General features: G+C 60.9%; 19 protein-coding genes. 11 read left to right on the top strand and 8 right to left on the bottom strand.

Features of this window, described 5'->3' with window-relative positions:
* Position 1 precedes the first annotated feature (1 nt).
* Complete coding sequence (locus tag AC13QE_RS27455) at positions 2-1,123, top strand: mandelate racemase/muconate lactonizing enzyme family protein (protein WP_488486089.1); 1,122 nt, start codon at positions 2-4, stop codon at positions 1,121-1,123.
* A 39-nt stretch (positions 1,124-1,162) separates the two neighbouring features.
* On the opposite strand, the gene AC13QE_RS27450 is transcribed toward AC13QE_RS27455, so the two are convergent.
* Positions 1,163-2,374: an acyltransferase family protein gene (locus AC13QE_RS27450; RefSeq protein WP_488486088.1), complete on the bottom strand. Its 1,212-nt coding sequence runs from the start codon at positions 2,372-2,374 to the stop codon at positions 1,163-1,165.
* Between the two features lie 169 nt (positions 2,375-2,543).
* On the bottom strand, positions 2,544-3,119 hold the full coding sequence (locus AC13QE_RS27445; RefSeq protein ID WP_132720642.1) for an NAD(P)H-dependent oxidoreductase: 576 nt from the start codon (positions 3,117-3,119) through the stop codon (positions 2,544-2,546).
* A gap of 73 nt (positions 3,120-3,192) precedes the next feature.
* Between AC13QE_RS27445 and soxR the strand changes: the two genes are divergently transcribed.
* Positions 3,193-3,657, top strand: coding sequence for a redox-sensitive transcriptional activator SoxR (soxR, locus tag AC13QE_RS27440; RefSeq protein WP_488486087.1), 465 nt, complete (start codon positions 3,193-3,195; stop codon positions 3,655-3,657).
* Between the two features lie 9 nt (positions 3,658-3,666).
* Here the strand turns inward: soxR and glpD are convergent, their stop codons facing one another.
* Positions 3,667-5,178 carry a glycerol-3-phosphate dehydrogenase gene (gene glpD / locus AC13QE_RS27435; RefSeq protein WP_488486086.1) on the bottom strand — a complete coding sequence of 504 codons (1,512 nt, stop codon included), beginning with the start codon at positions 5,176-5,178 and terminating at the stop codon, positions 3,667-3,669.
* 114 nt (positions 5,179-5,292) lie between these two features.
* On the bottom strand, positions 5,293-6,066 hold the full coding sequence (locus tag AC13QE_RS27430) for a DeoR/GlpR family DNA-binding transcription regulator (RefSeq protein WP_132720645.1): 774 nt from the start codon (positions 6,064-6,066) through the stop codon (positions 5,293-5,295).
* Positions 6,067-6,163: 97 nt separating this feature from the next.
* On the opposite strand from AC13QE_RS27430, the gene AC13QE_RS27425 reads away from it, so the two are divergent.
* The 9 genes from AC13QE_RS27425 to AC13QE_RS27385 all read left to right on the top strand — a co-directional run bounded on the left by AC13QE_RS27425 (position 6,164) and on the right by AC13QE_RS27385 (position 16,499).
* Positions 6,164-6,934 (top strand): SDR family NAD(P)-dependent oxidoreductase, encoded by a 771-nt coding sequence (locus AC13QE_RS27425; RefSeq protein WP_488486085.1) that lies wholly within the window; start codon positions 6,164-6,166, stop codon positions 6,932-6,934.
* A gap of 100 nt (positions 6,935-7,034) precedes the next feature.
* A complete protein-coding gene (locus tag AC13QE_RS27420) occupies positions 7,035-7,373 on the top strand; it encodes a metalloregulator ArsR/SmtB family transcription factor (protein WP_132720647.1) in 339 nt (112 codons plus the stop codon).
* A 70-nt stretch (positions 7,374-7,443) separates the two neighbouring features.
* Positions 7,444-8,340 carry a LysR family transcriptional regulator gene (locus AC13QE_RS27415; RefSeq protein WP_015341374.1) on the top strand — a complete coding sequence of 299 codons (897 nt, stop codon included), beginning with the start codon at positions 7,444-7,446 and terminating at the stop codon, positions 8,338-8,340.
* A 160-nt stretch (positions 8,341-8,500) separates the two neighbouring features.
* Positions 8,501-8,980: a formate dehydrogenase subunit gamma gene (locus AC13QE_RS27410; protein WP_488486084.1), complete on the top strand. Its 480-nt coding sequence runs from the start codon at positions 8,501-8,503 to the stop codon at positions 8,978-8,980.
* The gene (locus tag AC13QE_RS27405) at positions 8,977-10,533 is read left to right on the top strand and encodes a formate dehydrogenase beta subunit (protein ID WP_488486083.1); all 1,557 of its coding nucleotides are present in this window, start codon (positions 8,977-8,979) and stop codon (positions 10,531-10,533) included. Before AC13QE_RS27410 ends, AC13QE_RS27405 begins: the two co-directional genes overlap by 4 nt.
* A 5-nt stretch (positions 10,534-10,538) precedes the next feature.
* Positions 10,539-13,418 carry a formate dehydrogenase subunit alpha gene (gene fdhF / locus AC13QE_RS27400; protein WP_488486082.1) on the top strand — a complete coding sequence of 960 codons (2,880 nt, stop codon included), beginning with the start codon at positions 10,539-10,541 and terminating at the stop codon, positions 13,416-13,418.
* Positions 13,419-13,647: 229 nt separating this feature from the next.
* Complete coding sequence (fdhD, locus tag AC13QE_RS27395; RefSeq protein ID WP_488486081.1) at positions 13,648-14,475, top strand: formate dehydrogenase accessory sulfurtransferase FdhD; 828 nt, start codon at positions 13,648-13,650, stop codon at positions 14,473-14,475.
* The gene (locus AC13QE_RS27390; RefSeq protein WP_488486080.1) at positions 14,465-14,731 is read left to right on the top strand and encodes a formate dehydrogenase subunit delta; all 267 of its coding nucleotides are present in this window, start codon (positions 14,465-14,467) and stop codon (positions 14,729-14,731) included. The genes fdhD and AC13QE_RS27390 overlap by 11 nt, the downstream gene beginning before the upstream one ends.
* A 106-nt stretch (positions 14,732-14,837) precedes the next feature.
* Complete coding sequence (locus tag AC13QE_RS27385; RefSeq protein WP_488486079.1) at positions 14,838-16,499, top strand: OFA family MFS transporter; 1,662 nt, start codon at positions 14,838-14,840, stop codon at positions 16,497-16,499.
* Positions 16,500-16,568: 69 nt separating this feature from the next.
* On the opposite strand, the gene AC13QE_RS27380 is transcribed toward AC13QE_RS27385, so the two are convergent.
* From AC13QE_RS27380 to AC13QE_RS27365, 4 genes are all read right to left on the bottom strand, one after another.
* The gene (locus tag AC13QE_RS27380; RefSeq protein WP_106999223.1) at positions 16,569-17,045 is read right to left on the bottom strand and encodes a chemotaxis protein CheW; all 477 of its coding nucleotides are present in this window, start codon (positions 17,043-17,045) and stop codon (positions 16,569-16,571) included.
* Between the two features lie 163 nt (positions 17,046-17,208).
* Positions 17,209-18,144, bottom strand: coding sequence for an arginase (gene rocF, locus AC13QE_RS27375; RefSeq protein WP_488486078.1), 936 nt, complete (start codon positions 18,142-18,144; stop codon positions 17,209-17,211).
* A 351-nt stretch (positions 18,145-18,495) separates the two neighbouring features.
* Complete coding sequence (locus AC13QE_RS27370) at positions 18,496-22,680, bottom strand: translocation/assembly module TamB domain-containing protein (RefSeq protein ID WP_488486077.1); 4,185 nt, start codon at positions 22,678-22,680, stop codon at positions 18,496-18,498.
* 65 nt (positions 22,681-22,745) lie between these two features.
* A complete protein-coding gene (locus tag AC13QE_RS27365) occupies positions 22,746-24,671 on the bottom strand; it encodes an autotransporter assembly complex protein TamA (RefSeq protein ID WP_132720657.1) in 1,926 nt (641 codons plus the stop codon).
* Positions 24,672-24,929: the final 258 nt, after the last annotated feature.

Genomic DNA, 24,929 nt, shown 5'->3' with positions numbered 1-24,929 from the left:
CATGAGCAAGATCGTTTCCATCGAGATCACCCATCACCGTCTGCCGCTCGATCCGGCATTCAAGGCGAGCTGGGACGGCCGCCCGCGCCGGCATTTCGATGCGACCATCGTGCGCGTCCGAGATGATGAGGGGCGCGAAGGTATCGGCTCCGGCGACCTGATGAAGGGTTTCGAGGGGCATGAGGATCTGTTTATCGGACAGGATCCCCGGCATGTCGAACGGCATTATGAAGTTCTGTCGCACATCAATTTCCACTATGGCCGCTGTTGGCCGATGGACCTGGCGCTGTGGGATCTTTCCGGCAAGATCACCGGCGAGCCGGTCTGGCGGATGCTCGGCGGCCGCGCCAGCCGCGTGCGGCTCTATGCGTCTTCCGGCGTGCTGCGCGAGCCCGCTGCCATGGCCGATCAGGCCGAGCGTTATATCGACGAAGGCTTTCCGGCCATGAAGGTGCGCTTCTCCTCCTCCTCGGGCGGCCGCGGCGGCTGGCGTGAGGACGTCAAGGCGCTCGAAGCGATCCGCGGCCGTGTCGGCGACCGGCTGGAGCTAATGGTCGACTGCAATCAGGGTTGGCGCATGCCCTGGGATACGACCTTGCCCTGGACCTTCAAGGATGCGCTTGCTGTCGCCAGGGAACTGGAGCGGCTCGGCGTCTACTGGATGGAAGAGCCGCTTCACCGCTCCGACCGCAAGGGCATGAAGGAATTGAAACAGGCAACCTCGGTCAGAATTGTCGGCGGCGAGATGACGCGCGAGCTCTATGAGTTCCGCGATATCATCGAAGAGCGTGCCTTTGATGTCATTCAGCCGGATGTCGCGCTGGTCGGTGGCATCACCGGCTGCCGGCGGCTCGCCTATCAGGCGCGCGAGGCGGGCGTGCAGTTCACGCCGCATTCCTGGACGAACGGCATCGGCGTTCTCGCCAACGCCCATCTGACCGCCGGCGTCGCCGATGCTGCCTGGCTCGAATATCCCTATGACAATCCGGAATGGAGCGAAGCGCGCCGCGATTATCCGATGGCCTCGCCGCTCAAGCACGATGCCGGCTGGCTGGATCTGGGCGTTGCACCGGGGCTCGGCATCGTTCTCGACGAGGAGCGGCTGAAGGCGACGCGTATCTAAAGAATCCTTCGCGATCTTCCCTAGGATAGTACCGACCCGTCACACAGTGGCGGGTCGCATGACTTTGCTTTCCCGCGTCCGCGCCCACTGAATAACGGGGCGCTCGAGCAGGACATAGCTCAGCGTACCGATAGCAAAAATGATGGCGGTCGCGATCAGGCTTGAGACGATCCAGCCGCCCAGCACATCATCCGAGCCGGCACCGAAGGACGAGGGGAACAGCTGCGGCATCAAGGTCAGGACGATATCCTGCCAGATATAGACGCCGAAGGAGACGGTGGCGACATAACGGAACACGGGATTGTCGAGCAGCTTTGCCAGCAGCAGCGATTGCGGAAGCGCGCAAAGCGCGATCGCGACCGCGAGGGGCAGCAGCGGGAATTGGTAGGGAATGCCGAGCCAGGCATAGCCCTCCGCCGCGCCGCCGATCGACTGTGGCAGTTGCCACGCGCCCATGACGATCGCGAGCGCGCCGATGATGTCATAGATCGCCGAGCGTCGGGGTGGGAGGATGGTCTGTATGCCGGCGGCCAGCACGCCGATTGCAAATATGGCAAAGAAGCCGATCGGGTTGTAGCGCGGCATCCATTCCTTAGCGCCGCCCTGGAAGCCATATCGCCATCCTTGCCCGACATTGTCGGTCGGCAGATACGTGACGACAAGCCAATGGCCAATCAAGGATATCGCGATAATGCCGATCCAGAGCAGGCGGCTGACGAAAGCGGAGCGCGATCTCAGTTTTGAATGAAACAACAGCAGGAAACCGATCGGCATGAGAACATAGAAGGTCGTCTCGAAGGGGATCGACCATAAAGGCCCATCGCCTTGCACCGGGAAAAAGGTGCGCCAATGCCATTGGCTCATCAGGAAGAAGCCGGAGATGTAGCGGCCGACCAGTTCCGCGTCCAACGGAAAGCCATAGATGGTGAAGCTGATCAGGAAGCCGACCGTCAGGGCAAACCAGAAGCCCGGCAGGATGCGTGCGGCGCGGCGCATGGCATAGATCTTCAGTGAAGGGAGGGGTTGGGCTCTATCCAGCGCCAACCAGAAGGGGCGCGCAAGAAGGAAGCCGCTGAGGACGAAGAAGACCGAGACGCCGTGATTGCCGAAGCGCGCCAATATGAAGGTTACATCCAGGGCTGGTGGGATCTTATAGAAATTCATTCGGAGCACGAGATGGTGAACAAGCACCATCAGACATGCGACGGCGCGCATGAAATCCGCTCCTCCCAGCCGCTTGGCGTTCTCCATTCCCGTATCCGCCCGAGATCTCCCTCTATTGCGTTAGGTCATTGCGGCGGTTTCGGCAAGCATGATCCTTGACAGGACGCCCGAACCCATCGGTGCCGGGTCCGGGCGTCGGACCGATCTCCCGCACCTGCCAGAAACGAGAGATCGGATTCATGTGTTGGGATAGGGATCAGGCGGCAACGGAGCGGTAGGGGCGCGTGACGCGAGCTGGCTTTAAGGCGTTGCTCCACCATGTCAGCCGCGCAATCATGAGAACAAGCGATTTTCTGGCATCGAGCGGGTTTTCGAGCGTGCCATCTTCGGCAAATCTGCCCCAGGGATTGGCGAAGCTTACCGTATCGCGCACCGTGACCGTATGCAGCTCGGCAAAGACGAGCCGCAACTGTTCCACCGCGCGCAGGCCGCCGGAGATGCCGCCATAGGAGACGAAGGCGACAGGTTTGCCATGCCAGGGCTCATAGACGAGATCGAGCACGAATTTCAGCGAGGCGGTGAAACTATGATTGTATTCGGGCGTGACGATAATGAAGGCATCGGCATCCGAAAGCCGCTCCGATAGGGCTGCGACGCCGGGATGCTCGCGATTGTGCGCGAAAGGCAGATCGAATTCGAGAGGATCGATCAGATCGATGTCTATAAGTGGATAATGCGCCAGTTCGCGGGCGACCCAGTTGACCACCCGGTCGCATAGCCGACCCGGACGCGTGCTGCCGTAGATGATCGCCAGCCGGGTTCTTTCTGTCATGTCTTGCTCCTGCTTTACGCGGTTCGGAGCCAGGGTTATAAAACCTCAAGTAAAGTTGAGGTCAATAGCGAAAATGGGAAAAATCGATCCGGCTCAATTTCCGAAGCTGCTGACGGTCGGCGAGGTGGCCGCACGCAGCGGCGTGGCTGTATCGGCGTTGCATTTCTATGAAGCGAAAGGCCTGATCGAGAGCCATCGCAGCCGCGGCAATCAGCGGCGCTATCCTCGCGAAGTGCTGCGGCGAGTCTCCGTCATCAAGGTAGCCCAACGCGTCGGCATTCCGCTTGCCGAGGTTCAGGCGGCTCTTCAATCGCTGCCGCAGGGTCGCACGCCGACAGCATCGGACTGGAAGGCGCTTTCGGAGCTATGGAAGGATGATCTAGACGCCCGCATCAAGCGCCTGCAGGGACTTCGCGATCAGCTGGACAGCTGTATCGGCTGCGGCTGCCTTTCGCTCGATAGCTGTCCCTTGCGCAATCCCTGGGATCAGCTTTCCGAGGAAGGCGCAGGCCCGCGGCTGCTTGATCCCGGAGAGTGAATTGGCCGCTCAGGCGTGGACGTGGCTCTCTGCCATATAGCTGTCGAGCGCTGCGGCTTCTTCCTTCGAGAGGTAGAGGCCCTTCTTGGAACGGCGCCATAGGATATCTGTTGCGCTATAGGCCCATTCCTGTTCGATCAGATATCGTACTTCCGCTTCATAGAGATCGCTTCCGAAACACCGGCCGAGATCGGCGATCGTCTTGGCGTTGCCCAGGATCATGGCAGCGCGCGTGCCGTAGCGGCGGATGAGCCGGCGGGCATGCGGATCGGCAAGGAAGGGGTAACGCGACTTGAGCTTGGTGACTTCGGCCTCATAGCCGCGAACCGGAAAATCGCCGCCGGGGAGCGAGCTGCCGGCAGTCCAGGGTTTACCCTTGAGGCCGATGGCTTCGCCAATCTTTTCCAAGGCATGTTCGCCCAGGCGGCGATAGGTGGTGAGCTTGCCGCCGAAGACGTTGAGCAGCGGCGCCTGGCCTTCTTCTCCCTCGACCTTGAGAACGTAGTCGCGCGTGGCTTCCTGCGCTTTCGATGCGCCATCGTCATAGAGCGGGCGCACGGCCGAATAGGTCCAGACGATATCCTCGGGCCGGACCGGCTCCTTGAAATATTCGCTGGCGGCATTGCAGAGATAGGTGGTTTCCCCCTCGGTGATTTTCACATCCTTCGGATCGTCCTTGTAGTCGCGATCCGTGGTGCCGATCAGCGTGAAATCCTGCTCGTAGGGAATGGCGAAGATGATGCGGTTGTCCGGGTTCTGGAAGAAATAGGCGCGCGGGTCATCGAACTTCTTGCGCACGACGATATGGCTGCCCTGAACGAGACGGACATTGTGCACCTTGTTCTTGCCGAACGTACCGGACAGCACCTGATCGACCCAGGGACCTGCTGCATTGACCAGCATGCGAGCGCGAAACTGACGTTTCTCGCCGCTGATCGTATTTTCCGTTTCGATCGCCCAGACTGCGCCTTCGCGCCGGGCGGAGACCACCTTCGTCCGAGGCATGATCGTCGCACCGCGGTCTGCCGCATCGCGGGCATTCAATACGACCATGCGGGCATCGTCGACCCAGCCGTCGGAATATTCGAAAGCCTTGGTGAAGAGCGCCTTCAGCGGCTTGCCCGCAGGATCCTTCTTCATGTCCAGCGTCGCGGTCGGGGGCAGCAGCTTTCGTCCGCCGAGGTGATCGTAGAGGAAAAGGCCGAGGCGGATCAGCCAGGCCGGACGGATGCCGCCCTTATGGTAAGGCAGGACGAAACGCATCGGCCAGATGATGTGCGGCGCCATGGCCCAGAGCACTTCGCGCTCCATCAGTGATTCGCGCACGAGACGGAATTCGTAATGTTCGAGGTAGCGCAGGCCGCCATGAATGAGCTTTGTGGCACCTGACGACGTGCCGGAGGCGAAGTCGTTCATCTCGGCAAGCGCGACCTTGTAGCCACGCCCCGTGGCGTCGCGGGCGATGCCGCAGCCATTGATGCCGCCGCCGATAACGAAAATGTCGTAGACCTGCTCGCTCACCCGCCCCTCCGCAAAGGTCAGCCATCCCCTGAAGATGGAAAATCGAAACTAATCCATCTAAAGCGAAACAGATACGAATGTCAAACGAACGTTTCTTGACGGAAAGTGCGCCGGTCAGGCCGATCTGCGAGTGGTTTCAACGAGATGGACGTCATGTTCCGCTGCGATGGAGCGCACGGATTCGATACTGCATTCGTCGGTGACGAAGGTGTGGACTTGCGAGAGATGACCAATGCGAACCGGGGCGGTTCGTTCGAACTTGGTGCTGTCGGCAACGAGTATGACGTGCCGGGCATTGGCGATGATGGCCTGTGCCACTTTCACTTCGCGAAAGTCGAAATCCAGGAGCGCGCCGTCGGGATCGATCGCCGAGGCGCCGATGACGGCATAATCCACCTTGAACTGCTTGATGAAATCGACGGCAGCCTCGCCGACGATGCCGCCATCCGAGCCGCGCACGACACCACCGGAAATGACGACCTCGATGGAGGGGAAAATGCGCAACTTGTTGGCAACGTTGATATTATTGGTAATGACCATCAATTCGTGATGGCCAAGAAGCGCTTCGCCGACGGCTTCCGTGGTCGTGCCGATATTGATGAAAAGCGAGCTATTGTTGGGGATCAGGCTCGCCGCTGCACGGCCGATCGCCTGCTTTTCGGGTGCGGCAATAGACCGTCTCGCCTCATATTTCACGTTCTCGGTTCCGCCGGGAAAGATTGCGCCGCCATGCACGCGCGATAGAACGCGGCCGTCGCAGAGATCGTTCAGATCCTTGCGGATGGTTTGCGGCGTGACCGAGAAGCGCAACGCTAGCTCCTCTACGAGTACTCGTCCTTCCGCCTTGGCGATGTCGAGAATCTCGGTCTGACGTCCGGATAGGAACATGGTTTTCGCTCCCTTTCTTTCGTTTTTTCGTCATCATATGGTAAAGTGAAAATTCCGCAATTACTGACGCGCGAATTGTGCGATTTGGGAGGATTTCGTGTTTCATCCGAAGCTATTCGAAAATCGCAATGTCGTGGTCACCGGCGCCGGCCGCGGCATCGGGCTGGAGGTCGCGCGACAGTTTCTCGATTGCGGCGCCCATGTCCTTGTCCATATCGGCCGCGATACCGGGCGCGATTTGCCTGATTTCCTGATGGAGGCAGAGGCCGACCGTCGCGCCTTCCTGATTGCCGGCGATTTCGCAGCCGCCAACGGCACGCGCGATTTCGTCAGCGCTGCCGGGGAGCGCTTCGACCGCATCGACGTGCTGGTCAACAATGCCGGCACCATGGTCGGGCGATTTCCTGCCGGCGAACTGACCGACGAGCAATACGAGCAGATCGTTCATCTCAATCAAACTTCCGTCGTGGAAGTGACGAGAGGGCTGTTGCCGCTGCTGCGGGCAGCCGGGCAGGCCGCGATCGTCAACACTGTTTCGATTTCGGCGCTGACCGGCGGCAGCCCAGGATCGGCGATTTATTCCGCCTCGAAGGCCTTTGTCGCGACCTACTCGAAAGGGTTGGCGCGTGAGCTGGCGCCTGACGGCATCCGGGTGAATTGCGTCTCCCCCGGCACGATAGCGACCGATTTTCATGAGCGTTATTCGTCGAGAGAGAAGCTGGAGCAGACGCGCAAATCGATCCCGCTTCAGCGACTAGGCACCCCCGAAGATTGCGCGCCCGCCTATCTCTTTCTCGCAGCCCCGCTGCTTTCCGGCTACATCACCGGGCAGGTAATTGAGATCAACGGCGGGCAGCTTATCTGCTGATAAAACGGACCTTTTTTGGTTTTCCGCGTCTTTTTTGAATCAGCTTCTGATTTGATAATATTATAAACATTCCCTGGGGATTCTTATTAGAGGCTGTGATATGTCGTCGTCTCTACCGCAGGGCGGTGCAGCGGAACGTGATATTGAGGAAATGACTGACAGGGCGCGAAAGTCGAGCGCCCTGCTGAAAGCACTATCGCATGAGACGCGCCTGGCGATTCTCTTCATGCTGGCCAAGAACGAGAAAACGGTGATGGAGCTCGAGGCTCTTCTTGATCTGCCGCAGGCTGTCGTGTCGCAGCATTTGGCGCGTCTTCGCCTCGATAAGCTCGTCGATACGCGCCGCGAAGGGCGGCTCATCCACTATGCCGTCGCGCGGTCGGAAATCTGCGCCGTGGTCGATTCGCTGCAGAAGGCATTCTGTCAGCGCGAATGTTGAGGTCCGAAGCAGCCTTGCATGTTGCGTTCACCCGGCTGTCGGTCTAACCCTTTCACTTCGGGAGAGCGGGATGATCGACAAGCTGGAATTCTTCATCGCGCTGGCGAATCAGAAGCATTTCGGGCGCGCGGCCGAGGAATGCGGGGTGACGCAGCCGACCTTGTCGGCGGCGATCCGCCAGCTGGAGGACCAGCTCGGCGTGATGCTTGTCAGCCGTGGTTCTCGCTTTCAGGGTCTGACGCCCGAGGGGCAGCGCGTGCTGGAATGGGCGCGCCGCATCGTCGGCGACAGCCGCACGATGCGCGAGGAGATGCGGGCTGCGCGCAAGGGCCTTGCCGGCCACATCCGGATCGCCGCCATTCCGACAGCGCTTGCCATGGTGCAGAAAATCACCACGCCTTTCCAGGAAAGACACCCGGACGTTACCTTCTCCATTTTATCGCGTAATTCGCTGCAGGTTCTGAGCCTTCTCGAAAATCTCGAGATCGATGCCGGCATTACCTATCTGGAAAACGAGCCGCTCGGCCGCGTCACCAGCGTGCCGCTCTATGCCGAGCGCTATCACCTCATCACCGCGGCAGGCAGCCCATTTTCCGAGCGCGAGACGGTGACCTGGAAGGAGGTCGGCGATCTTCGGCTTTGTCTATTGACTGCCGACATGCAGAACCGGCGCATCATCAATCGGCATCTTGCCGAGGCGGGCGCAACGGCCAGGCCGACGCTGGAATCCAATTCGATGATCGTGCTGTTTTCGCATGTGCAGACCGGGCGCTGGGCGAGCATTATGCCGAAGAATATTGCCGATTCCTTCGGTTTTCCGGCGGATATTCATAAGATCCCGATCACGGAGCCTGACGCCGAGCATCTTGTCGGCCTGGTCGCCACCCACCGCGAACCCTTCACGCCGCTCGTCTCCGCCTTGTTGCACGAAGCGAGATTGCTCGCAGAAGAAGACGAGAATCGATAGAAATTTTCTATCGAGCAACGAGACTGCCTTATTGATCCTTTGTCGTCTCCCTGCGAGCTTATCCTTGCGGCGTGCCGATCGCGCGCCAGGAGGAAATGCCGCATAGGTCTTTTCCGAAGATTCGCCTTCGATCTTCGGAGCTATGCGCGGGAGGCTGCTAATGAGTTTGAATCAGGCCGCGGGCGATGTCGCAATCCGCGCCGGAGCCATCATCGATAGCATGAAATCGATGGAAGGGCCGCTTTTGCCGATCCTGCACGGGATCCAGGACGAGTTTGGCTATGTACCGCAGGATGCGCTGCCGCTAATCGCCAAGGCGTTGAACCTCTCGCGCGCTGAAGTGCACGGCGTCATGACCTTTTATCATGACTATCGCGATCATCCCGCCGGCCGGCATGTCCTGAAGCTCTGTCGTGCCGAGGCCTGTCAGTCGATGGGAGGCGATGCGCTTGCCGAGCGTATCAAGCAGCTCCTGGGCATCGATTTCCATCAGACCACGCTCGATGGCAGCGTGACGTTGGAGCCGGTCTATTGTCTCGGGCTTTGCGCCTGCGCGCCGGCTGCGATGCTCGACGGCGAACTCTATGGACGGCTCGACGATGCAAGCGCCGACGACCTCGTGAAGGAGGCGCGCCAATGACGCTCACCATCTATATTCCCCGCGATGCGGCCGCCCTTTCGCTTGGTGCGGAAAAAGTGGCGAAATCGGTCGCGCAGGAAATCGCCAAACGCGGGCTCGATGCGCGCATTGTGCGCAACGGCTCGCGCGGCATGTTCTGGCTTGAGCCCCTGGTCGAAGTCGAGATCGGCGGCAAGCGCATCGGCTATGGGCCGGTGAAGGCCAAGGATGTTCCCGCACTCTTCGACGCCGGGCTCGCCGAAGGCGGCGAGCATCCGCTCTGTCTTGGGGAGGTCGAAAGCCTCCCATTCCTGAAAGAACAGACCCGCCTGACCTTTGCCCGTTGCGGCATTACCGACCCGCTTTCGCTGCAGGATTATGAAGCCCATGGTGGCCTGAAAGGTCTGCGCCGCGCGATCGACATGGCGGCTGGCGACATCGTCAAGGAAGTCACCGATTCCGGCCTGCGCGGCCGTGGCGGCGCGGGCTTCCCGACCGGTATCAAATGGAAGACGGTGCTCGATGCGTCGGGTGACCGCAAATATATCGTCTGCAATGCCGACGAGGGCGATAGCGGCACTTTTGCCGACCGGATGATCATGGAAGGCGATCCCTTCGTGCTGATCGAGGGCATGGCGATCGCTGGGCTGGCGACGGGGGCGACCAAGGGCTTTGTCTATACGCGTTCGGAATATCCGCATGCGATTGCCGCAATGACGGAGGCGGTCGAAATCGCGCGCAAGGCCGGCATTCTTGGTGCATCGGTGCTTGGTTCCGGCAAGGCGTTCGATATGGAAATCCGCACCGGCGCCGGCGCCTATGTCTGTGGCGAAGAAACCGCGCTCCTGAACAGCCTCGAGGGCAAACGCGGCATAGTGCGCGCCAAGCCGCCGCTGCCGGCGCATAAGGGCCTGTTCAACTGTCCCACCGTCATCAACAACGTTATCTCGCTCGCCTCGGTCCCCGTCATCATGGACAAGGGAGCTGCCTTCTATCGGGATTTCGGCATGGGCCGGTCGCGCGGCACGATCCCGCTGCAGATTGCCGGCAACGTCAAGCATGGCGGTCTCTATGAGACAGCCTTCGGCCTTTCGCTCGGCGATATCGTCGACAGGATCGGCGGCGGCACGGCGACGGGGCGGCCGGTCAAGGCGGTGCAGGTGGGTGGGCCGCTTGGGGCCTATTTCCCGCGCGCTCTGTTCGACACACCGTTCGACTATGAAGCCTTTGCGGCCAAGGACGGCCTGATAGGCCATGCCGGCATCGTCGTCTTCGACGATACCGCCGACATGCTGAAGCAGGCGCGCTTCGCCATGGAATTCTGCGCGGTCGAAAGCTGCGGCAAGTGCACGCCCTGCCGCATCGGCTCGACACGTGGCGTCGAGACGGCCGACAAGATCGCACAAGGGATCGAGCCCGAGAAGAACCGGGTGCTGCTTGCCGATCTCTGCAACACGATGAAGTTCGGTTCGCTTTGCGCGCTCGGCGGCTTCACGCCCTATCCCGTCATGAGCGCGATGACCCATTTCCCGGAGGATTTTTCTCCGGCTCCCTTGATTGAAGCGGCGGAGTAAGATCCATGTCCCTCGTTCCAGAAATCGATTACGGCACGCCGGCCTCCACCTCCGAAACCATGGTGACGCTGACCATCGACGGCCACCAGATCACGGTGCCTGAGGGCACCTCGATCATGCGCGCTTCCATGGAAGCCGGCATTCAGGTGCCGAAGCTCTGCGCCACCGACATGGTCGATGCCTTTGGCTCCTGCCGCCTCTGCCTCGTCGAGATCGAAGGCCGCAATGGCACGCCGGCCTCATGCACGACGCCGGTTGCCCCCGGCCTCGTCGTCCACACGCAGACCGGCCGGTTGAAGGATATCCGTCGCGGCGTGATGGAACTCTATATCTCCGACCATCCGCTCGACTGTCTGACCTGCGCCGCCAATGGCGATTGCGAGCTGCAGGACATGGCAGGCGCCGTCGGCCTGCGCGATGTGCGCTATGGCTATGAGGGCGACAATCACGTCAAAGCGCGCAACAACGGCGACATCAATCTGAAATGGATGCCGAAGGACGAGTCCAATCCTTATTTCACCTATGATCCTTCGAAGTGCATCGTCTGTTCGCGTTGCGTGCGCGCCTGCGAGGAAGTGCAGGGTACGTTCGCTCTGACCATCGAGGGCCGCGGCTTCGGCTCACGCGTCTCGCCCGGCATGCATGAGAGTTTCATCGACAGCGAGTGCGTTTCCTGTGGCGCCTGCGTGCAGGCCTGCCCGACGGCGACGCTGACCGAAAAGTCTGTCATATCGATCGGTCAGCCGGAGCATTCGGTCGTCACCACCTGCGCCTATTGCGGCGTCGGCTGTTCCTTCAAGGCGGAAATGCGCGGTGAGGAGCTGGTGCGCATGGTGCCCTGGAAGGAGGGCCAGGCCAATCGCGGTCATTCCTGCGTCAAGGGCCGCTTCGCCTATGGCTATTCGACCCATAAGGACCGCATTCTCAACCCGATGGTCCGCGAGAAGGTGACCGATCCTTGGCGCGAAGTGACCTGGGACGAGGCCTTTGCCCATATCGCCACCGAGTTCAAGCGGCTGCAATATCAGTACGGCCGCGATTCCATCGGCGGTATCACCTCCTCGCGCTGCACCAATGAGGAAACCTATCTGGTGCAGAAGCTGGTGCGTGCAGGCTTCGGCAACAACAATGTCGATACCTGCGCCCGCGTCTGCCATTCTCCGACAGGCTATGGCCTCGGCCAGGCCTTCGGTACTTCGGCCGGCACGCAGAATTTCGACAGCGTCGAGCATACCGATGTCGTCATCGTCATCGGCGCCAATCCGACGGATGGTCACCCGGTCTTCGCCTCGCGCCTGAAAAAGCGGCTGCGCCAGGGCGCCAAGCTCATCGTCATCGATCCGCGCCGCATCGATCTGGTGCGCACGCCGCATGTCGAGGCGAGCTATCACCTGCCGCTGAAGCCCGGCACCAACGTCGCCATGATGACGGCGCTGGCGCACGTGATCGTCACCGAAGGCCTGTTCGACGAGAAATTCATCCGCGAACGCTGCGACTGGTCCGAATTCGAGGACTGGGCAGCTTTCGTTTCCGAGCCACAGCATAGCCCGGAGGAAACCGAAAAATATACCGGCGTTTCTCCGGAACTCGTACGCGAAGCCGCTCGTCTCTTTGCCAAGGGCGGCAACGGCGCGATCTATTACGGCCTCGGCGTTACCGAACACAGCCAGGGTTCAACCACCGTCATGGCGATCGCCAACCTCGCCATGGTGACGGGCAATATCGGCCGTCCGGGCGTCGGCGTGAACCCGCTGCGCGGACAGAACAATGTGCAGGGCTCCTGTGACATGGGCTCCTTCCCGCACGAGCTGCCGGGCTATCGCCACATCTCCGACGATGCGACCCGCGATATCTTCGAAAAGCTCTGGGGCGTGAAGCTCAACAACGAACCGGGTCTGCGCATCCCGAACATGCTGGATGCCGCTGTCGAAGGCACGTTCAAGGGTATCTACATTCAGGGCGAGGATATCCTTCAGTCCGATCCGGATACCAAGCATGTGGCCGCCGGCCTCGCCGCGATGGAATGCGTCGTCGTCCACGACCTCTTTCTGAACGAGACGGCTAACTACGCGCATGTCTTCCTGCCCGGTTCGACCTTCCTCGAAAAGGACGGCACCTTCACCAATGCCGAGCGCCGCATCAATCGCGTGCGCAAGGTCATGACTCCGCGCAACGGCTATGCCGACTGGGAAGTGACGCAGAAGATGGCGCAGGCCATGGGTCTCGGCTGGAACTACACGCATCCCTCCGAAATCATGGACGAAATAGCCGCAACGACGCCGAGCTTCGCGCTCGTTTCCTACGACTATCTCGAGAAGATGGGCTCCGTGCAGTGGCCCTGCAATGAGAAGACCCCGCTCGGTTCGCCGATCATGCATGTCGACGGCTTCGTGCGCGGCAAGGGCAAGTTCATCCGCACCGAATATGTCCCGACCGACGAACGCACTGGTCCGCGTTTCCCGCTGCTGCTGACGACCGGGCGCATTCTCAGCCAGTACAATGTCGGGGCGCAGACGCGGCGCACGGAGAATGTCGTCTGGCACGCCGAGGATCGGCTGGAAATCCATCCGCATGATGCAGAGCAGCGCGGCATCCGCGAGGGCGACTGGATCCGGCTCAGTAGCCGCTCCGGCGACACGACGCTCAGAGCCTTGATCACCGATCGCGTCGCCCCCGGCGTCGTCTACACGACCTTCCATCATCCGGATACGCAGGCGAACGTCATCACCACTGACTACACTGACTGGGCGACGAACTGCCCGGAATACAAGGTAACGGCCGTGCAGGTCTCGCCGTCAAATGGCCCGTCGCAGTGGCAGGTCGACTATGATGAGCAGGCCCGGCAGTCGCGGCGCATTGCCGGGAAGATGGAGGCTGCTGAGTGAGCCGGAGCGTGGGGAAATATACCCCCCTCTGTCGCTTTCGCGACATCTCCCCCACAAGGGGGGAGATTGTTGGGAGTTTGTCGCTTGTCATCAGCAAGACAACAGGCAGCGATTTCAGCAGACTGGATGCTCGCTTGAGGCAAGAGGCTCCTGCGCTTTACCAATCTCCCCCCTTGTGGGGGAGATGTCACGAAGTGACAGAGGGGGGTATTCCGCGCCCCGTCATCCAATGACCAAATTCACCCCCACCACCACCGTCCCCGAAACCGCACGCCGCAACGGCCTGGTGCGGTCCGGCTCTCGCATTGTCCCCGAGGAAGTGCCGATCGCATTTTCCTATGGCGGCACGTCACATGCGGTGATGATGGGCACTCCCGCCGATATCGAGGATTTCGCCGTCGGCTTCAGCCTGACCGAGGGCATCATCATCGATATAAGTGAGATCGCCGCGATCGAGCCGATCGAAGACGAGCAGGGGATCGATGTGCAGATCGCTCTGGTCGACGATGTGGCCGACGCGCTGCGGTTGCGCCGCCGCCATATGGCAGGTCCGGTCGGCTGTGGCCTCTGCGGCATCGAATCGATCGAGCAGGCGGTGCGTAAGGTACCGGATGTCTCGAACGTTGCTTTAAAGCTGACACAAAAGGACGTCGTCCGCGCGGTCGCGCTGCTCAACGATGCGCAGCCGCTGCATCGCGAGACGCATGCTGTGCATGGTGCGGGCTTCTATATCCCGTCCGAAGGGCTGCTTGCCGTGCGCGAGGATGTCGGAAGGCACAATGCGCTCGACAAGCTCTGCGGTGCCGTCATCCGCTCCGGTCATAAGGGCGGGGAAGGGGTGGTCGCCGTCACCAGCCGCCTGTCCGTCGAGATGGTGCAGAAGGCGGCGATATTGGGCAGTTCCGTGCTGGTCGCCATCTCCGCGCCGACGGCGCTCGCCATTCGCACGGCCGAGGAGGCCGGTATGACGCTGGTGGCGCTGGTGCGCGGCGACGATTTCGAGATTTTCACCCATCCGCATCGCATTATCACGGGGAGCATCGCCGATGTCGCCTGAGGAAACGCCGCACGGCAAGACCGAAACCAAGCTCATCTATATGGCGAACCAGATCGCCACCTTCTTCAAAACGCAGCCGGCAAACGAAGCCGCGCAGGGTGTTGCCACCCACATCAACAAATTCTGGGAGCCGCGCATGCGGCGCCAGCTTTTCACCATCATCGATCAAGGAGACAGCGGGCTCAGCCCTTTGGTGCTGGAAGCAGCCTCGCTGATCCACAGGCCCGCGCCGGCCGAGGACGTTAAGTCGGCTTAATAACCAGTACTGGCGATGTATCGGGATGGAGAGAGGAGTCTCCTCCCGCAAAGAGGCTCCCATTCAGGGAAGCGCTCTAGATTTTTGCAGTGAGGAGGAGTTGTTCATGACGGCTGCGGATACGAATATTTCCCGAGGAACGACGACGGCGGGTTTGCTCGATCGTGAACGCATCATTGCCAGGCCCGGCTTCAACCGGTGGCTTGTGCCGCCGGCGGCATTGGCGATCCATCTCTGCATCGGCATGGCCTATGGCTTCAGCGTGTTCTGGCTACCGCTTTCCAAGGCGCTCGGCACTCCGACTCCAGCTCCTGCAGAATGCGCCAGCCTCAATCTTCTGACTGCCCTGTTCACGACAAGCTGCGATTGGCGCGTCAGTGATCTCGGCTGGATCTATACGCTCTTCTTCGTGTTGCTCGGCTCTTCCGCGGCCATATGGGGCGGGTGGCTCGAGAAAGCGGGGCCGCGCAAGGCCGGCGTGGTCGCTGCCTGCTGCTGGTGCGGCGGTATCCTGATTGCGGCGATCGGCGTGATCTTCCATCAGCTCTGGATCATGTGGATAGGCGCCGGCATCATTGGCGGTATCGGGCTTGGGCTCGGCTACATCTCGCCAGTGTCGACGCTGATCAAATGGTTTCCCGACCGGCGCGGCATGGCGACCGGCATGGCCATCATGGGCTTCGGCGGAGGTGCGATGATCGGCGCGCCGCTTGCGAGCTTGCTGATGAACCACTTTCGCATGGATGGCTCCGCCGGTGTCTGGCAGACCTTCATCGTCATGGCAGCGATCTATTTCGTTTTCATGATGGGCGGTGCCTTCGGCTATCGTCTGCCGCCGGCCGGCTGGCGTCCTGAGGGCTGGGCGGCCCCTGCCGCCAAGAGCTCGATGATCACGACAAAGCATGTGCATCTTCGCAATGCCCACAAAACCCCGCAATTCTGGCTGATCTGGGCGGTATTGTGTCTCAACGTCTCGGCCGGTATCGGCGTTATCGGCATGGCCTCCCCGATGCTGCAGGAAATCTTCGGCGGCGCCTTGATCGGCCTGCCGGACCTGAAATTCGCCGATCTCAGCAAGGACCAGATCGCGGCAGTGGCGGCCATCGCTGCCGGCTTTGCCGGGTTGCTGTCGCTCTTCAATATCGGCGGACGCTTCTTCTGGGCATCGCTGTCCGACAAGATCGGTCGCAAGAATACCTACTATTGCTTCTTCGTGATCGGCATCGCGCTCTATGTCCTGGCTCCTTGGGCGGCAGGCATTCATAGCAAGGTGCTGTTCGTGGGCGCGCTTTGCATCATCCTGTCGATGTATGGCGGCGGTTTCGCTACCGTTCCCGCCTATCTCGCCGACATCTTCGGCACGCAATTCGTTGGCGCCATCCATGGGCGGCTGCTGACGGCCTGGGCGACGGCGGGGATCATCGGGCCTGTCGTGGTCAATTACATCCGTGAGGCGCAGAAGGCGGCGGGCGTGGAAGGCGCACAGCTCTACACCTTCACCATGTATATTCTTGCGGTCATGCTGGCTCTGGGCTTGATCGCCAATTCGCTGGTCAAGCCGCTCTCGGACAAATGGTTCATGTCGGATGAAGAGGTCGCGGCACTGCAGGCGAAGACCGCTGCTGCCAATGCGGGTCCCACTGGCTCTTTTGGCATCGGCACGGGCGGTTTCGATGGCAAGGCACTGATCGCCTGGGCGCTCGTCGGCATTCCGCTCCTCTGGGGTGTCTGGGTGACGATCAAAAGCACCTACGCTCTGTTCGGCTAAACGATTCCGGAAAATGACGAAGCCGCCCCGAAAGGCCGGAGCGGCTTCTTAAAAAATCGACCTGCGAAGTTATGCGGCGAGTTCGTCGGTTTCGTTTTCCTTGAACATCTTGGCGAGGTTCAGGAAGCAGATCATTCCGTTCTCTGTGGCGATGATGCCTTCGCAATAGGCGCGATCGAAGGAGGCGGTCACTTCCGGAACCGGCTGTACCTGACTGGAAGCAATCGTCAGTATGTCGGAGACGCGGTCGACCAGCATGCCGATGACCATGCTATGCACTTCGGCGACGACAATGGCGCTGCGCTCGTTGGCGACCGTGCTCTGCATGCCGAGCTTGTAGGCAAGGTCGATGATCGGGATCACCGAGCCGCGCAGGTTCATGACGCCGATGACATCGGCCGGCGCATGCGGGATCGGCGTCGACGGCGCCCAGCCGCGAATTTCGCGGATCGTGGTGGTTTTGACGCAGAATTCCTGATCATGCAGCCGGAAGGCAATGATCTCCAGAGTTTCGCCGCTGAAGCTGGTGGAATTGATCGTGGCCATGAACGCTCTTCCCATTGAACCGTCACGCCCAATTCGACGTGTTATTGGCACGATAGAGCAAGAACATTGCTTAAACCTAAATCTATACAAGCAGTTTCGACTGGATAGTCTTACGCGGTATGATGTCGGGAAAGGGGTAGCCCCGGAAAGGAATGGAGCCCTTTTAAGCAGCTCGTGTCGGGCGATCGAAGATGCGCCGGCCGAAGAGGCTTGCCGCCATTTCCACGAGAACACGGGCGCTCTTGCCGCGATCGTCGAGGAAGGGGTTCAGCTCGACGAGATCAAGCGATGAGACGAGGTTGCTGTCGGAGAGCATTTCCATGATCAGATGCGCTTCGCGATAGGTCGCGCCGCCCGGCACGGTGGTTCCGACACCCGGTGCGATATCCGGATCGAGGAAATCGACATCGAAGCTGACATGCAGCAGGCCATTGGCTTCGCTGACGGTATCGAGCACCTTGCGCATGATGGCGGCGACGCCTTGCTCGTCGAGGGAGCGCATGTCGAAGACGTTGACGCCGTGTTCGCGGATTTCCTCACGTTCACGCGGATCGACGGAGCGGATACCGACCTGGAAGACCTTCGTCGGATCGACCAGCGGCCGCCCGGCCGGCAGAACGCCGTCGATCTCAGCTTCGCCGCAGAAGAATGCAACGGGCATGCCGTGAATATTGCCTGAGGGCGAGGTGGCGGGGGAATTGAAATCGGAGTGAGCGTCGAGCCAGAGCACGAAGAGGGGGCGACCAACTTCCGCCGCGTGGCGGGCCATACCGGAGACGCTGCCCATGGAGAGGCTGTGGTCGCCGCCCAGGATCAGCGGGAAGCCGCCGGACGATGCGACATCATAGACCTTTGCTTCCAGTGCGCGCGTGAAGGCGCCGACAATCTTCAGATTGTGAGCGTGGGGATGGTCCGGAAGGTCCGCTGCTGGAACGGGATGCAGGTCGCCGCTATCCGTGACGCGATGGCCAAGTTCGGTCAGCGTGGTTTCGATGCCGGCGATGCGGAGCGCCGTCGGACCCATGCCGGCGCCGCGGCGACCGGATCCTTCTTCCAGGGGAACGCCGATCAGGGTAACGGGAGTGGATTGCGTATTCATCGGCATTGCTCCGAGGGTTAGAGCGATCCCGGAAAAGCCAGCAGCGGCTTTCCGGAACGGGGTAAAAACAACGGCATGGATCAGATCGAGGCCATGAAGAGCCGACCGATCTGCATTATGTTGGCTTGCATTATCAATTGTCTGGATGACAGCAAAAAGATGGAAAATTGTCCAGAATCAACCGGCTTTCGACAGATTGATCAATCCAATTGCGCAGAATGATAAGCCAGCGGACAATCTTCATGCGAGCTTGCGCTGCGCAACAATGCGCACATCTCCGTTTTCTCTTGCCGCGGCGAGGTGCTCGGCAAACCACTCGACGATAGCCTGTTCTCGCGGAAGAGGTGTTCCTCAATATTCATGCTCGTAGACGACGCCCGCTTCCCCGGCGCCGTCAGATCCCGCCGCGCCGCGCAGCTTCACGCCGCGACCCACATTGAAATTGATGATGGCCTTGGTGTTGTTTGAGGCGCCCTGCTGCAACTCGATATAGGTGCGCTTGTTGATATACTTGCCGGCGCCTACCTGTGCCTGGCCGTTCGCATCCGTCGAGATATCGAGATCATCGACGCCGAGATGGCTGCGCAACCCCTCGAACAGCGATGTGGAGCGTCCGCCGGCGAGCTGGCTGGCGGCATCGGCGAGCTGGGCGATCTGCATGGCGGAAAGTTTCGACATGGATTGACCAAAGATCAGCTGCGCCAGAACCTCGTCCTGCGGCAGAGCCGGAGAAGACGAGAAGCCGATCTGCGGGTCGGTCGCCAGGCCGGTGACATCGACCGTTATGGTGGTGGAGCCTGCCGTCGACGTCGCTTCCATGTTGAGCGCTGGCGTCAGGTCGCCGCCGAAGGTGATCTTGCTGGTATCGGTGAAATCCAGTCGGCGGCTCAAGATGGTCAAACGTCCACGCCGCATAGTGAAGCCGCCGGATACCACCGGTTCTGCTGCCGTGCCGCGAACCGTGATGTTGCCGCCGAGTTCGGCATCGATGCCGCGGCCACGAACGAAGATCTGCGAGGGAGCATCGAGCTGCAGATCGATGCCGAGAGTCGTCGATTTGCTGCGCGGCGCCTCCGGCTTCTGATCCTTGAACTGCGCCTTGACTGCAGCCGGAGCATTCTTGTGCTTGATGTTTATCTCCGACAGCGATGCCGGCAGCTTTTGCGGCACGGTGATGGACGCCTTACTGATCCGGAGATTGCCCGTCAGCACGGGTGCGGTCATCAGCGGTCCCTTGATGCCGAGCGTGCCGTTGACCGTCGCGGTGACGAGGGTCCCGTCGACATAGGTCGCGTTGTTGAACTTCATCTGGATATCGGCAGGGAAACCGCTATCCGGAGCAATGCCGACCGTGCCGCTGCCGGAAATGCTGCCGCCGCTGGTGAGGTTGCCGATCAGCCGCGAGATGACCGCCTGCCTGCCGTCGAGCGTAACGGTCACGGCAAGGCCGTTGAGCGTCAGGTTTCGCCGTACATCGATCAGCTTGGCGCTGTCGGTGGTGATCGAGCCGGTAATGGCGGGTGCCGCCGTCGTGCCGCCGATCTGCATGTCGATCTTCGCCGTACCCGTCATGACCAGGCCCTGGGCGGCCAGCTGGCCCGCAAGTGCGTCGAAAGGCACATTGCCGGAAAACTTCAGCGCCATCGCCTTGTTGCCGGCAATGGCGACGGTGCCGCCGCCATTCAGCGCCAAGCCGCTCTGGCCCGTCAGGTTGGTGTTGATGGTGACGACATTGTCGACGAATTTTCCGTCGGCCTTGATGCCGAGTGCGGCGAGGCCGGCGGATTTCGTCTGGCTCGTCGCCGCTCCCGACCAGTTGGTCTGGAAGATGACGGCGGGCGAGGCGGCCTTGCCGGTGACCGCCACCGTGCCCGAAATCACGCCCTCCGCCGCAAGCGTTGGCGCAAAGACATTGGCAAGGCTCGCCGGCAGGTTGGCGATTTTTGCATTGATGTTCAGGGCCTGCCCGGCTGTGCCATCAACAATCACCGAACCGCCACCGGTCTGAAGGGTCAGGCCGTTCAGCGAGGCGATGCCATCCTTGATGACGATCTTTGTTGGCGATGCGAGCTTCACCGGTATCGTGCGCGGTGCGCCGGCGAAGGAATCGAGGTTGACCGTCGTCTGGCCGCCGGCTGTCTCGACACTGCCGCGTGTCGTCAGCGGCGCGTTGTCATAGGCCGATTTCAGATCGAAATCCGTGCGGCTGCCCTGCTGAGTGAAGGTCAGATTGAGATCGGCGATGCGGTTGGCGCCCGAGGCGATCGTATCGGCGCGGATACTGCCGTTTGCGGAGAAGGCCTTGAGATCGTCGACGGCAAGCGCCACGGCCGGCTTGCTGATGACGAGATCGTCGCGGCGGATACCATTGCCATTGGCGTTGACCTTCAGGCCGGTCTTGCCGTTGGCGCTGGTGATATCGAGTGAGCCCTTGAGGTCGCCTTCTGCCTTCTGCCCGGCAAGTGCGGCAAGCAGGCCGAGATCCGGCAAGTCGAAGGTCAGTGCACCCGTCGGCTCGAAGCTCGGCGACAAATCCAGCTTGCCCTGCAGCTTGTTGGTTCCGATTTCGGCTGCCAGCGATGGGATGCTGGTGTGGCCATCCTTGGAAACGGCGTCGGCAGTGATGCGGATCGGCTTGCCGTCGATTGCGCCGCTTGCTTGAACCTTTGCTTGTGGCGCCTTGGGATCGGCGGTACCGGTCACGCCAATATCAAGCGTATCGAGCAGCCGTCCCGCCAATTTGACATTGACGGCCTTGACGGTCGCGTCGATATCAAGCGCAGAGAGCGGACCCTTGGCCTTGAGACCGATATCGGCCTGTCCCTGCGCATTCGGGACGAGCTTGGAAAGGTCGAGCACCTTGCCGGATAGATCCGATGTCAGCGATTGGTCGTTGAGCGCGACATTGCCGTTGATCTCGGCGACATTGGATTTCACCGCAAGATTGGAGAGCGTCATCTTGGTCGGCACAGTGCCGGCGACCTGGCCTTCCAGGGAGATCGTGCCCTCGAACTTGTTCGATACGCCGTCGGGCAGCACGCCTGGCAGGGCAAAGAGCTTGAAATTGCCCGTCAGCGCCTTTGACGACAGCGTATATTTGCCGTTGACGGTGCCGCCGATGCTGGCGCTTTCCAATGTCGTATTGTTGAAGCCGATCGTATCGGGCGAGAGCTGCAGCGGCGCAGTCAGGGCAATCGGCGCGCGGATGAGGCGGTTGAGGTCGGGGCTTACGAAAGCCGTCTGGCCGACAACCAGACGAAGCTGCAGCGGGCCGGACATAGCGGTGAGATTGAAGGCATCGCTTCGGGCGCTGAGATTGATCTGTCCGATATTGCCTTGCGGGGCGCTGGCGCTGTCGAGAGCAGCTTTCGCATCGATTTTCACCGATTGCGCCGCACCCGTCAGCGCGATGTCGACCCGCGAGATCAGGGCGCGGGCCTCGCCATTTTCCATGGGCCACCGGAAATCGACGGGGCCGGAGGTGCCGATCAGATTGGCATTGAGGCTGTTGTTGCCTGCGGGATCGAGCGTACCCGATGCGGCAAGCACGGCGCTGCCGGTGGCGAGATTGCCGGTCTGGATATCGATCTTGCCCTTGCCGTCAAAGGCCGCGGAAAGATCGATTGTCGTCTGGCCGGCAAAGAGCGCCCGCATGGTCGGCGGCAGGAGTGAATCGACATCGCCGCCGCCCTTGACGTCGATGTGGTGCAGGCCGTCGGCCGAGAGGCTGTGGTGGCCGGTGATGGCGACCGTCGGCTTACCGTCGAGTGCCGCCTGCAGCTTGCCAGCCCAGTTGGAGAGGGGGCCGTCGCCGGACAGATCGATATTGACCGCCGGGCCGCCCGGCAGGTGCAGCAGCCCGGCCAGCATGCCGTCGCGCGGCTCGGAAATCTGCGTCTTCAGCTTCAGCTGATTGTCGGCCGGAGCAAAGGCGATATCGGCGGAAAGCTTGGCATCGGGCACATCGTGCCTGAAGGCATTGAGTGTCAGACCCATGCTGCTGCTGTTGGCCTTGACGCTGCCGTTGGCGGCCAGAACGAAATCCTGTCCGGCAACGGCCTGTCCGACGCGAAGATCAGGCAGGGCGATGGCGCCGATATCGACGGCAATGGGCAGGGAGAAGCCGCTGCCGCCCGTCGACTGCGTTGCTGGCGCGGGTGCGACCGTCGATACCGGCAGCCGTTCGAAATCGACGACATCGGCTGCGACGCGATCGGCATGGAAGGTGCCAGTCAGCAAGGACAGCGGAGACCAGTCGATGGCAAGGCTCTGCACCTTGGCATAGGGGCCTTTCGTGTCGGACACAGTGATCGAGCCGACCCTCAGATTGCCGTTCAACAGTCCCGATGGCGCGGCGATCGCGATGGTGCGATCCGGCGTCGAGGCGATCTTTGCCACCTGATCGACGGCGTAGCCGGTTGCGGAGGGTACCAGGCCGACGACGAGCACAGCCGCGATCACGAGCAAGAGGATTGCCACGACCGCATAGGCGATCCAGCGCACCAGTTTCCCGAGGATTCGAATCAATATGCTCATGAAAGCGACAGTAACCTCAACTTTGTAACCGTGTGCTGAAAGGCCCGCGACAACTATACAGTCTGTCAGAAGGCCTGGCCGATACCGGCATAGATGCCATAAGATGTGCCATTGTCATATTTCTTCAACGGCACGGCAACATCGAGCCTGATCGGGCCGAAGGGCGTAGCGTAGCGCAAGCCCACGCCGGCACCAATGCGCAGGTCGGACCCGTCGGGCAAGACACTGTCGGTGACGCTGCCCATATCGACGAAGGGTACGACACCGATCGTATCGGTGATCTTCACCCGCGCTTCGAAGGAGGCGGTCACGTAGGAGCGCCCGCCGGTTTCGTCACCGTGCGAGTTATAGGGCGAGATTTCCTGATAGCTGTAACCGCGCACCGAGCCGCCGCCACCGGCATAGAAACGCCGGGTGGCAGGAATGTCCTCAATGCTGTTCGCACCCAGCAGCGAGCCCGCAGCCAGCTTGCCGGCGAAGACCACGTTGTTGTTGGCGCCTATGCCCTTGTAACCGGTTATCGAGCCCTCGAAGGAGCTGAAAACCGTGCCGCCCATTGCCTCATAGCTCGGCTTGGCGCTGATGGAGGCACGAAAGCCTTCCGTCGGGTCCAACTTGTTGTCACGCGTGTCCCGGACGTATTCGAGCGGGATCGCCACCGTCAGGTAATTATGTTTTCCGAAAGCATCGGTAGTATCGGATTCATAGGACACCTCGCCGCCGGCGGATACCGTATCCTGATCGTTGATTTCATAGGCAAGACCGCCGCTCGCCGTGACGGTATTGGCGTCATAGGCGTCCGGATGCAGGCTTTGCATCTTGAGGCCGGCCGTGAAGGTTGCCGAAGGGTAGAAGGTAGCCGGCCTGACATAGGTGATGCCGGCGGTGTAGTCGAGTTGACCGACATCCGTGGTCTCGCCGATGCGCGATACCGACCCTTCGATGCGCAGCGAATCCGCGCGTCCGGTCAGATTGCGGTGCCCCCAATAGCCCTGAAGGCCGAAGCCGTCGATGGTGGAATATTGTGCGCCGACACCGAAGAAGCGCTGCTTGCCTTCCGACACCTCGATGGTCGTCGGGATGCTGCCATCCGGCGCCAGCTTATCGGCTTCGCGGATGGTGACGCTGGAAAAGACGCCGAGCTTTCTCAGGCGATCCGACGCCTTCTTCAGCTCGTCGGGCGAGTAGGGCTTGCCTTCGTTGATGCGGGCATAGCGCTTGATGAAATCCGGATCGACCGACTTCTGGCCGGTGACGCCGACATTGCCGAAAGGAGCGACGGGGCCGCTTTCGACCTTCAGCGATACGTCGACGGTATTGGTCGAGTGATCGGCGACGACATCGCGCTTGTCGAGCTTGGCGAGCGGGTGACCCTCGTTCTTGAAGTCGGCGACCATCTTGTCGCCCGCCTTCAGAATGGTCAGCGAGCCGGCATCGCCGCCGCGCACGAGGCCATAATTGGCCGGATCCAGCCTGGCGGCGTCGCCGAGCAGGTTGATCTTCCCAAGTTTGAAGACCGGGCCGGGATCGACGCTGATCGTGACGATAACGGGCTTGGCGCGGCTGAAGGTCGGTGTCGGCGGCAAGGCATCGAGGGCGGTGCCGTTGATGGTGATGGTGACCACGCCGCCATAACGGGCCTTCTCGTAAAGTGTGGCTATCAGGCGATCACGATCGTCACGCGCCTTCACGACGACGCCGAGGTCGCCGGAGACCGGCTTGTCCTTGTCGGAAATCAGCATCGAGCTGTCGTTCAACGCTTCCTTCAGATCCTTGTCGAGATTGTCGGCCTGGAAATCGACCGTGTAGCGGACGGGATCGGACACCTGATCCGCCGTTTCGTCTTCGCCCCAGAGCTTGATGCCGAAGAGCTTGAATGCAAAGGCATTTTGGGCGCACACTGGACCGAGCGCCAGCACTGCCGCAACCGCTGCCACGGTTCCTGCCTGCCGATACGCAATACTCTTTTTCGGTTCAGTTCTTTTATGCATACGCCGCTTTACGGTTACATGAGAACTTACTCAGTTTGACGTTTCCCGGGAGTTAACGCGCGGCCACCATAGAGGCAAAAGTCCCTCAGGTGTACCGTTTTGGAGTCAAAAACGGGGAAAAGATAACCTCTTGCGGGTGAAAAGCCCGCATTTCAAGGCGGGATTCCACATATCCGGGCCGGTTGAAGAATGGCACATCGGAGTTGTCCTTGCGGGCGCCGGTCTGGCTGCTGTGCGGACGTCGAACCCTCTGTCGCC

Source organism: Martinezella sp. CNPSo 3957 (genome assembly GCF_057784395.1).
This window is presented reverse-complemented; position numbering and strand designations above follow the sequence as displayed.

What these genes read in the sequence shown, in the direction of transcription:
- AC13QE_RS27455 (WP_488486089.1), top strand. Translation starts at nt 2, where the DNA reads ATGAGCAAGATCGTTTCCATCGAGATCACCCATCACCGTCTGCCGCTC.
- AC13QE_RS27450 (WP_488486088.1), bottom strand. Translation starts at nt 2,374, where the DNA reads ATGGAGAACGCCAAGCGGCTGGGAGGAGCGGATTTCATGCGCGCCGTC.
- AC13QE_RS27445 (WP_132720642.1), bottom strand. Translation starts at nt 3,119, where the DNA reads ATGACAGAAAGAACCCGGCTGGCGATCATCTACGGCAGCACGCGTCCG.
- soxR (WP_488486087.1), top strand. Translation starts at nt 3,193, where the DNA reads ATGGGAAAAATCGATCCGGCTCAATTTCCGAAGCTGCTGACGGTCGGC.
- AC13QE_RS27430 (WP_132720645.1), bottom strand. Translation starts at nt 6,066, where the DNA reads ATGTTCCTATCCGGACGTCAGACCGAGATTCTCGACATCGCCAAGGCG.
- AC13QE_RS27420 (WP_132720647.1), top strand. Translation starts at nt 7,035, where the DNA reads ATGTCGTCGTCTCTACCGCAGGGCGGTGCAGCGGAACGTGATATTGAG.
- AC13QE_RS27415 (WP_015341374.1), top strand. Translation starts at nt 7,444, where the DNA reads ATGATCGACAAGCTGGAATTCTTCATCGCGCTGGCGAATCAGAAGCAT.
- AC13QE_RS27410 (WP_488486084.1), top strand. Translation starts at nt 8,501, where the DNA reads ATGAGTTTGAATCAGGCCGCGGGCGATGTCGCAATCCGCGCCGGAGCC.
- AC13QE_RS27405 (WP_488486083.1), top strand. Translation starts at nt 8,977, where the DNA reads ATGACGCTCACCATCTATATTCCCCGCGATGCGGCCGCCCTTTCGCTT.
- fdhF (WP_488486082.1), top strand. Translation starts at nt 10,539, where the DNA reads ATGTCCCTCGTTCCAGAAATCGATTACGGCACGCCGGCCTCCACCTCC.
- fdhD (WP_488486081.1), top strand. Translation starts at nt 13,648, where the DNA reads ATGACCAAATTCACCCCCACCACCACCGTCCCCGAAACCGCACGCCGC.
- AC13QE_RS27390 (WP_488486080.1), top strand. Translation starts at nt 14,465, where the DNA reads ATGTCGCCTGAGGAAACGCCGCACGGCAAGACCGAAACCAAGCTCATC.
- AC13QE_RS27385 (WP_488486079.1), top strand. Translation starts at nt 14,838, where the DNA reads ATGACGGCTGCGGATACGAATATTTCCCGAGGAACGACGACGGCGGGT.
- AC13QE_RS27380 (WP_106999223.1), bottom strand. Translation starts at nt 17,045, where the DNA reads ATGGCCACGATCAATTCCACCAGCTTCAGCGGCGAAACTCTGGAGATC.
- rocF (WP_488486078.1), bottom strand. Translation starts at nt 18,144, where the DNA reads ATGAATACGCAATCCACTCCCGTTACCCTGATCGGCGTTCCCCTGGAA.
- AC13QE_RS27370 (WP_488486077.1), bottom strand. Translation starts at nt 22,680, where the DNA reads ATGAGCATATTGATTCGAATCCTCGGGAAACTGGTGCGCTGGATCGCC.
- AC13QE_RS27365 (WP_132720657.1), bottom strand. Translation starts at nt 24,671, where the DNA reads ATGCATAAAAGAACTGAACCGAAAAAGAGTATTGCGTATCGGCAGGCA.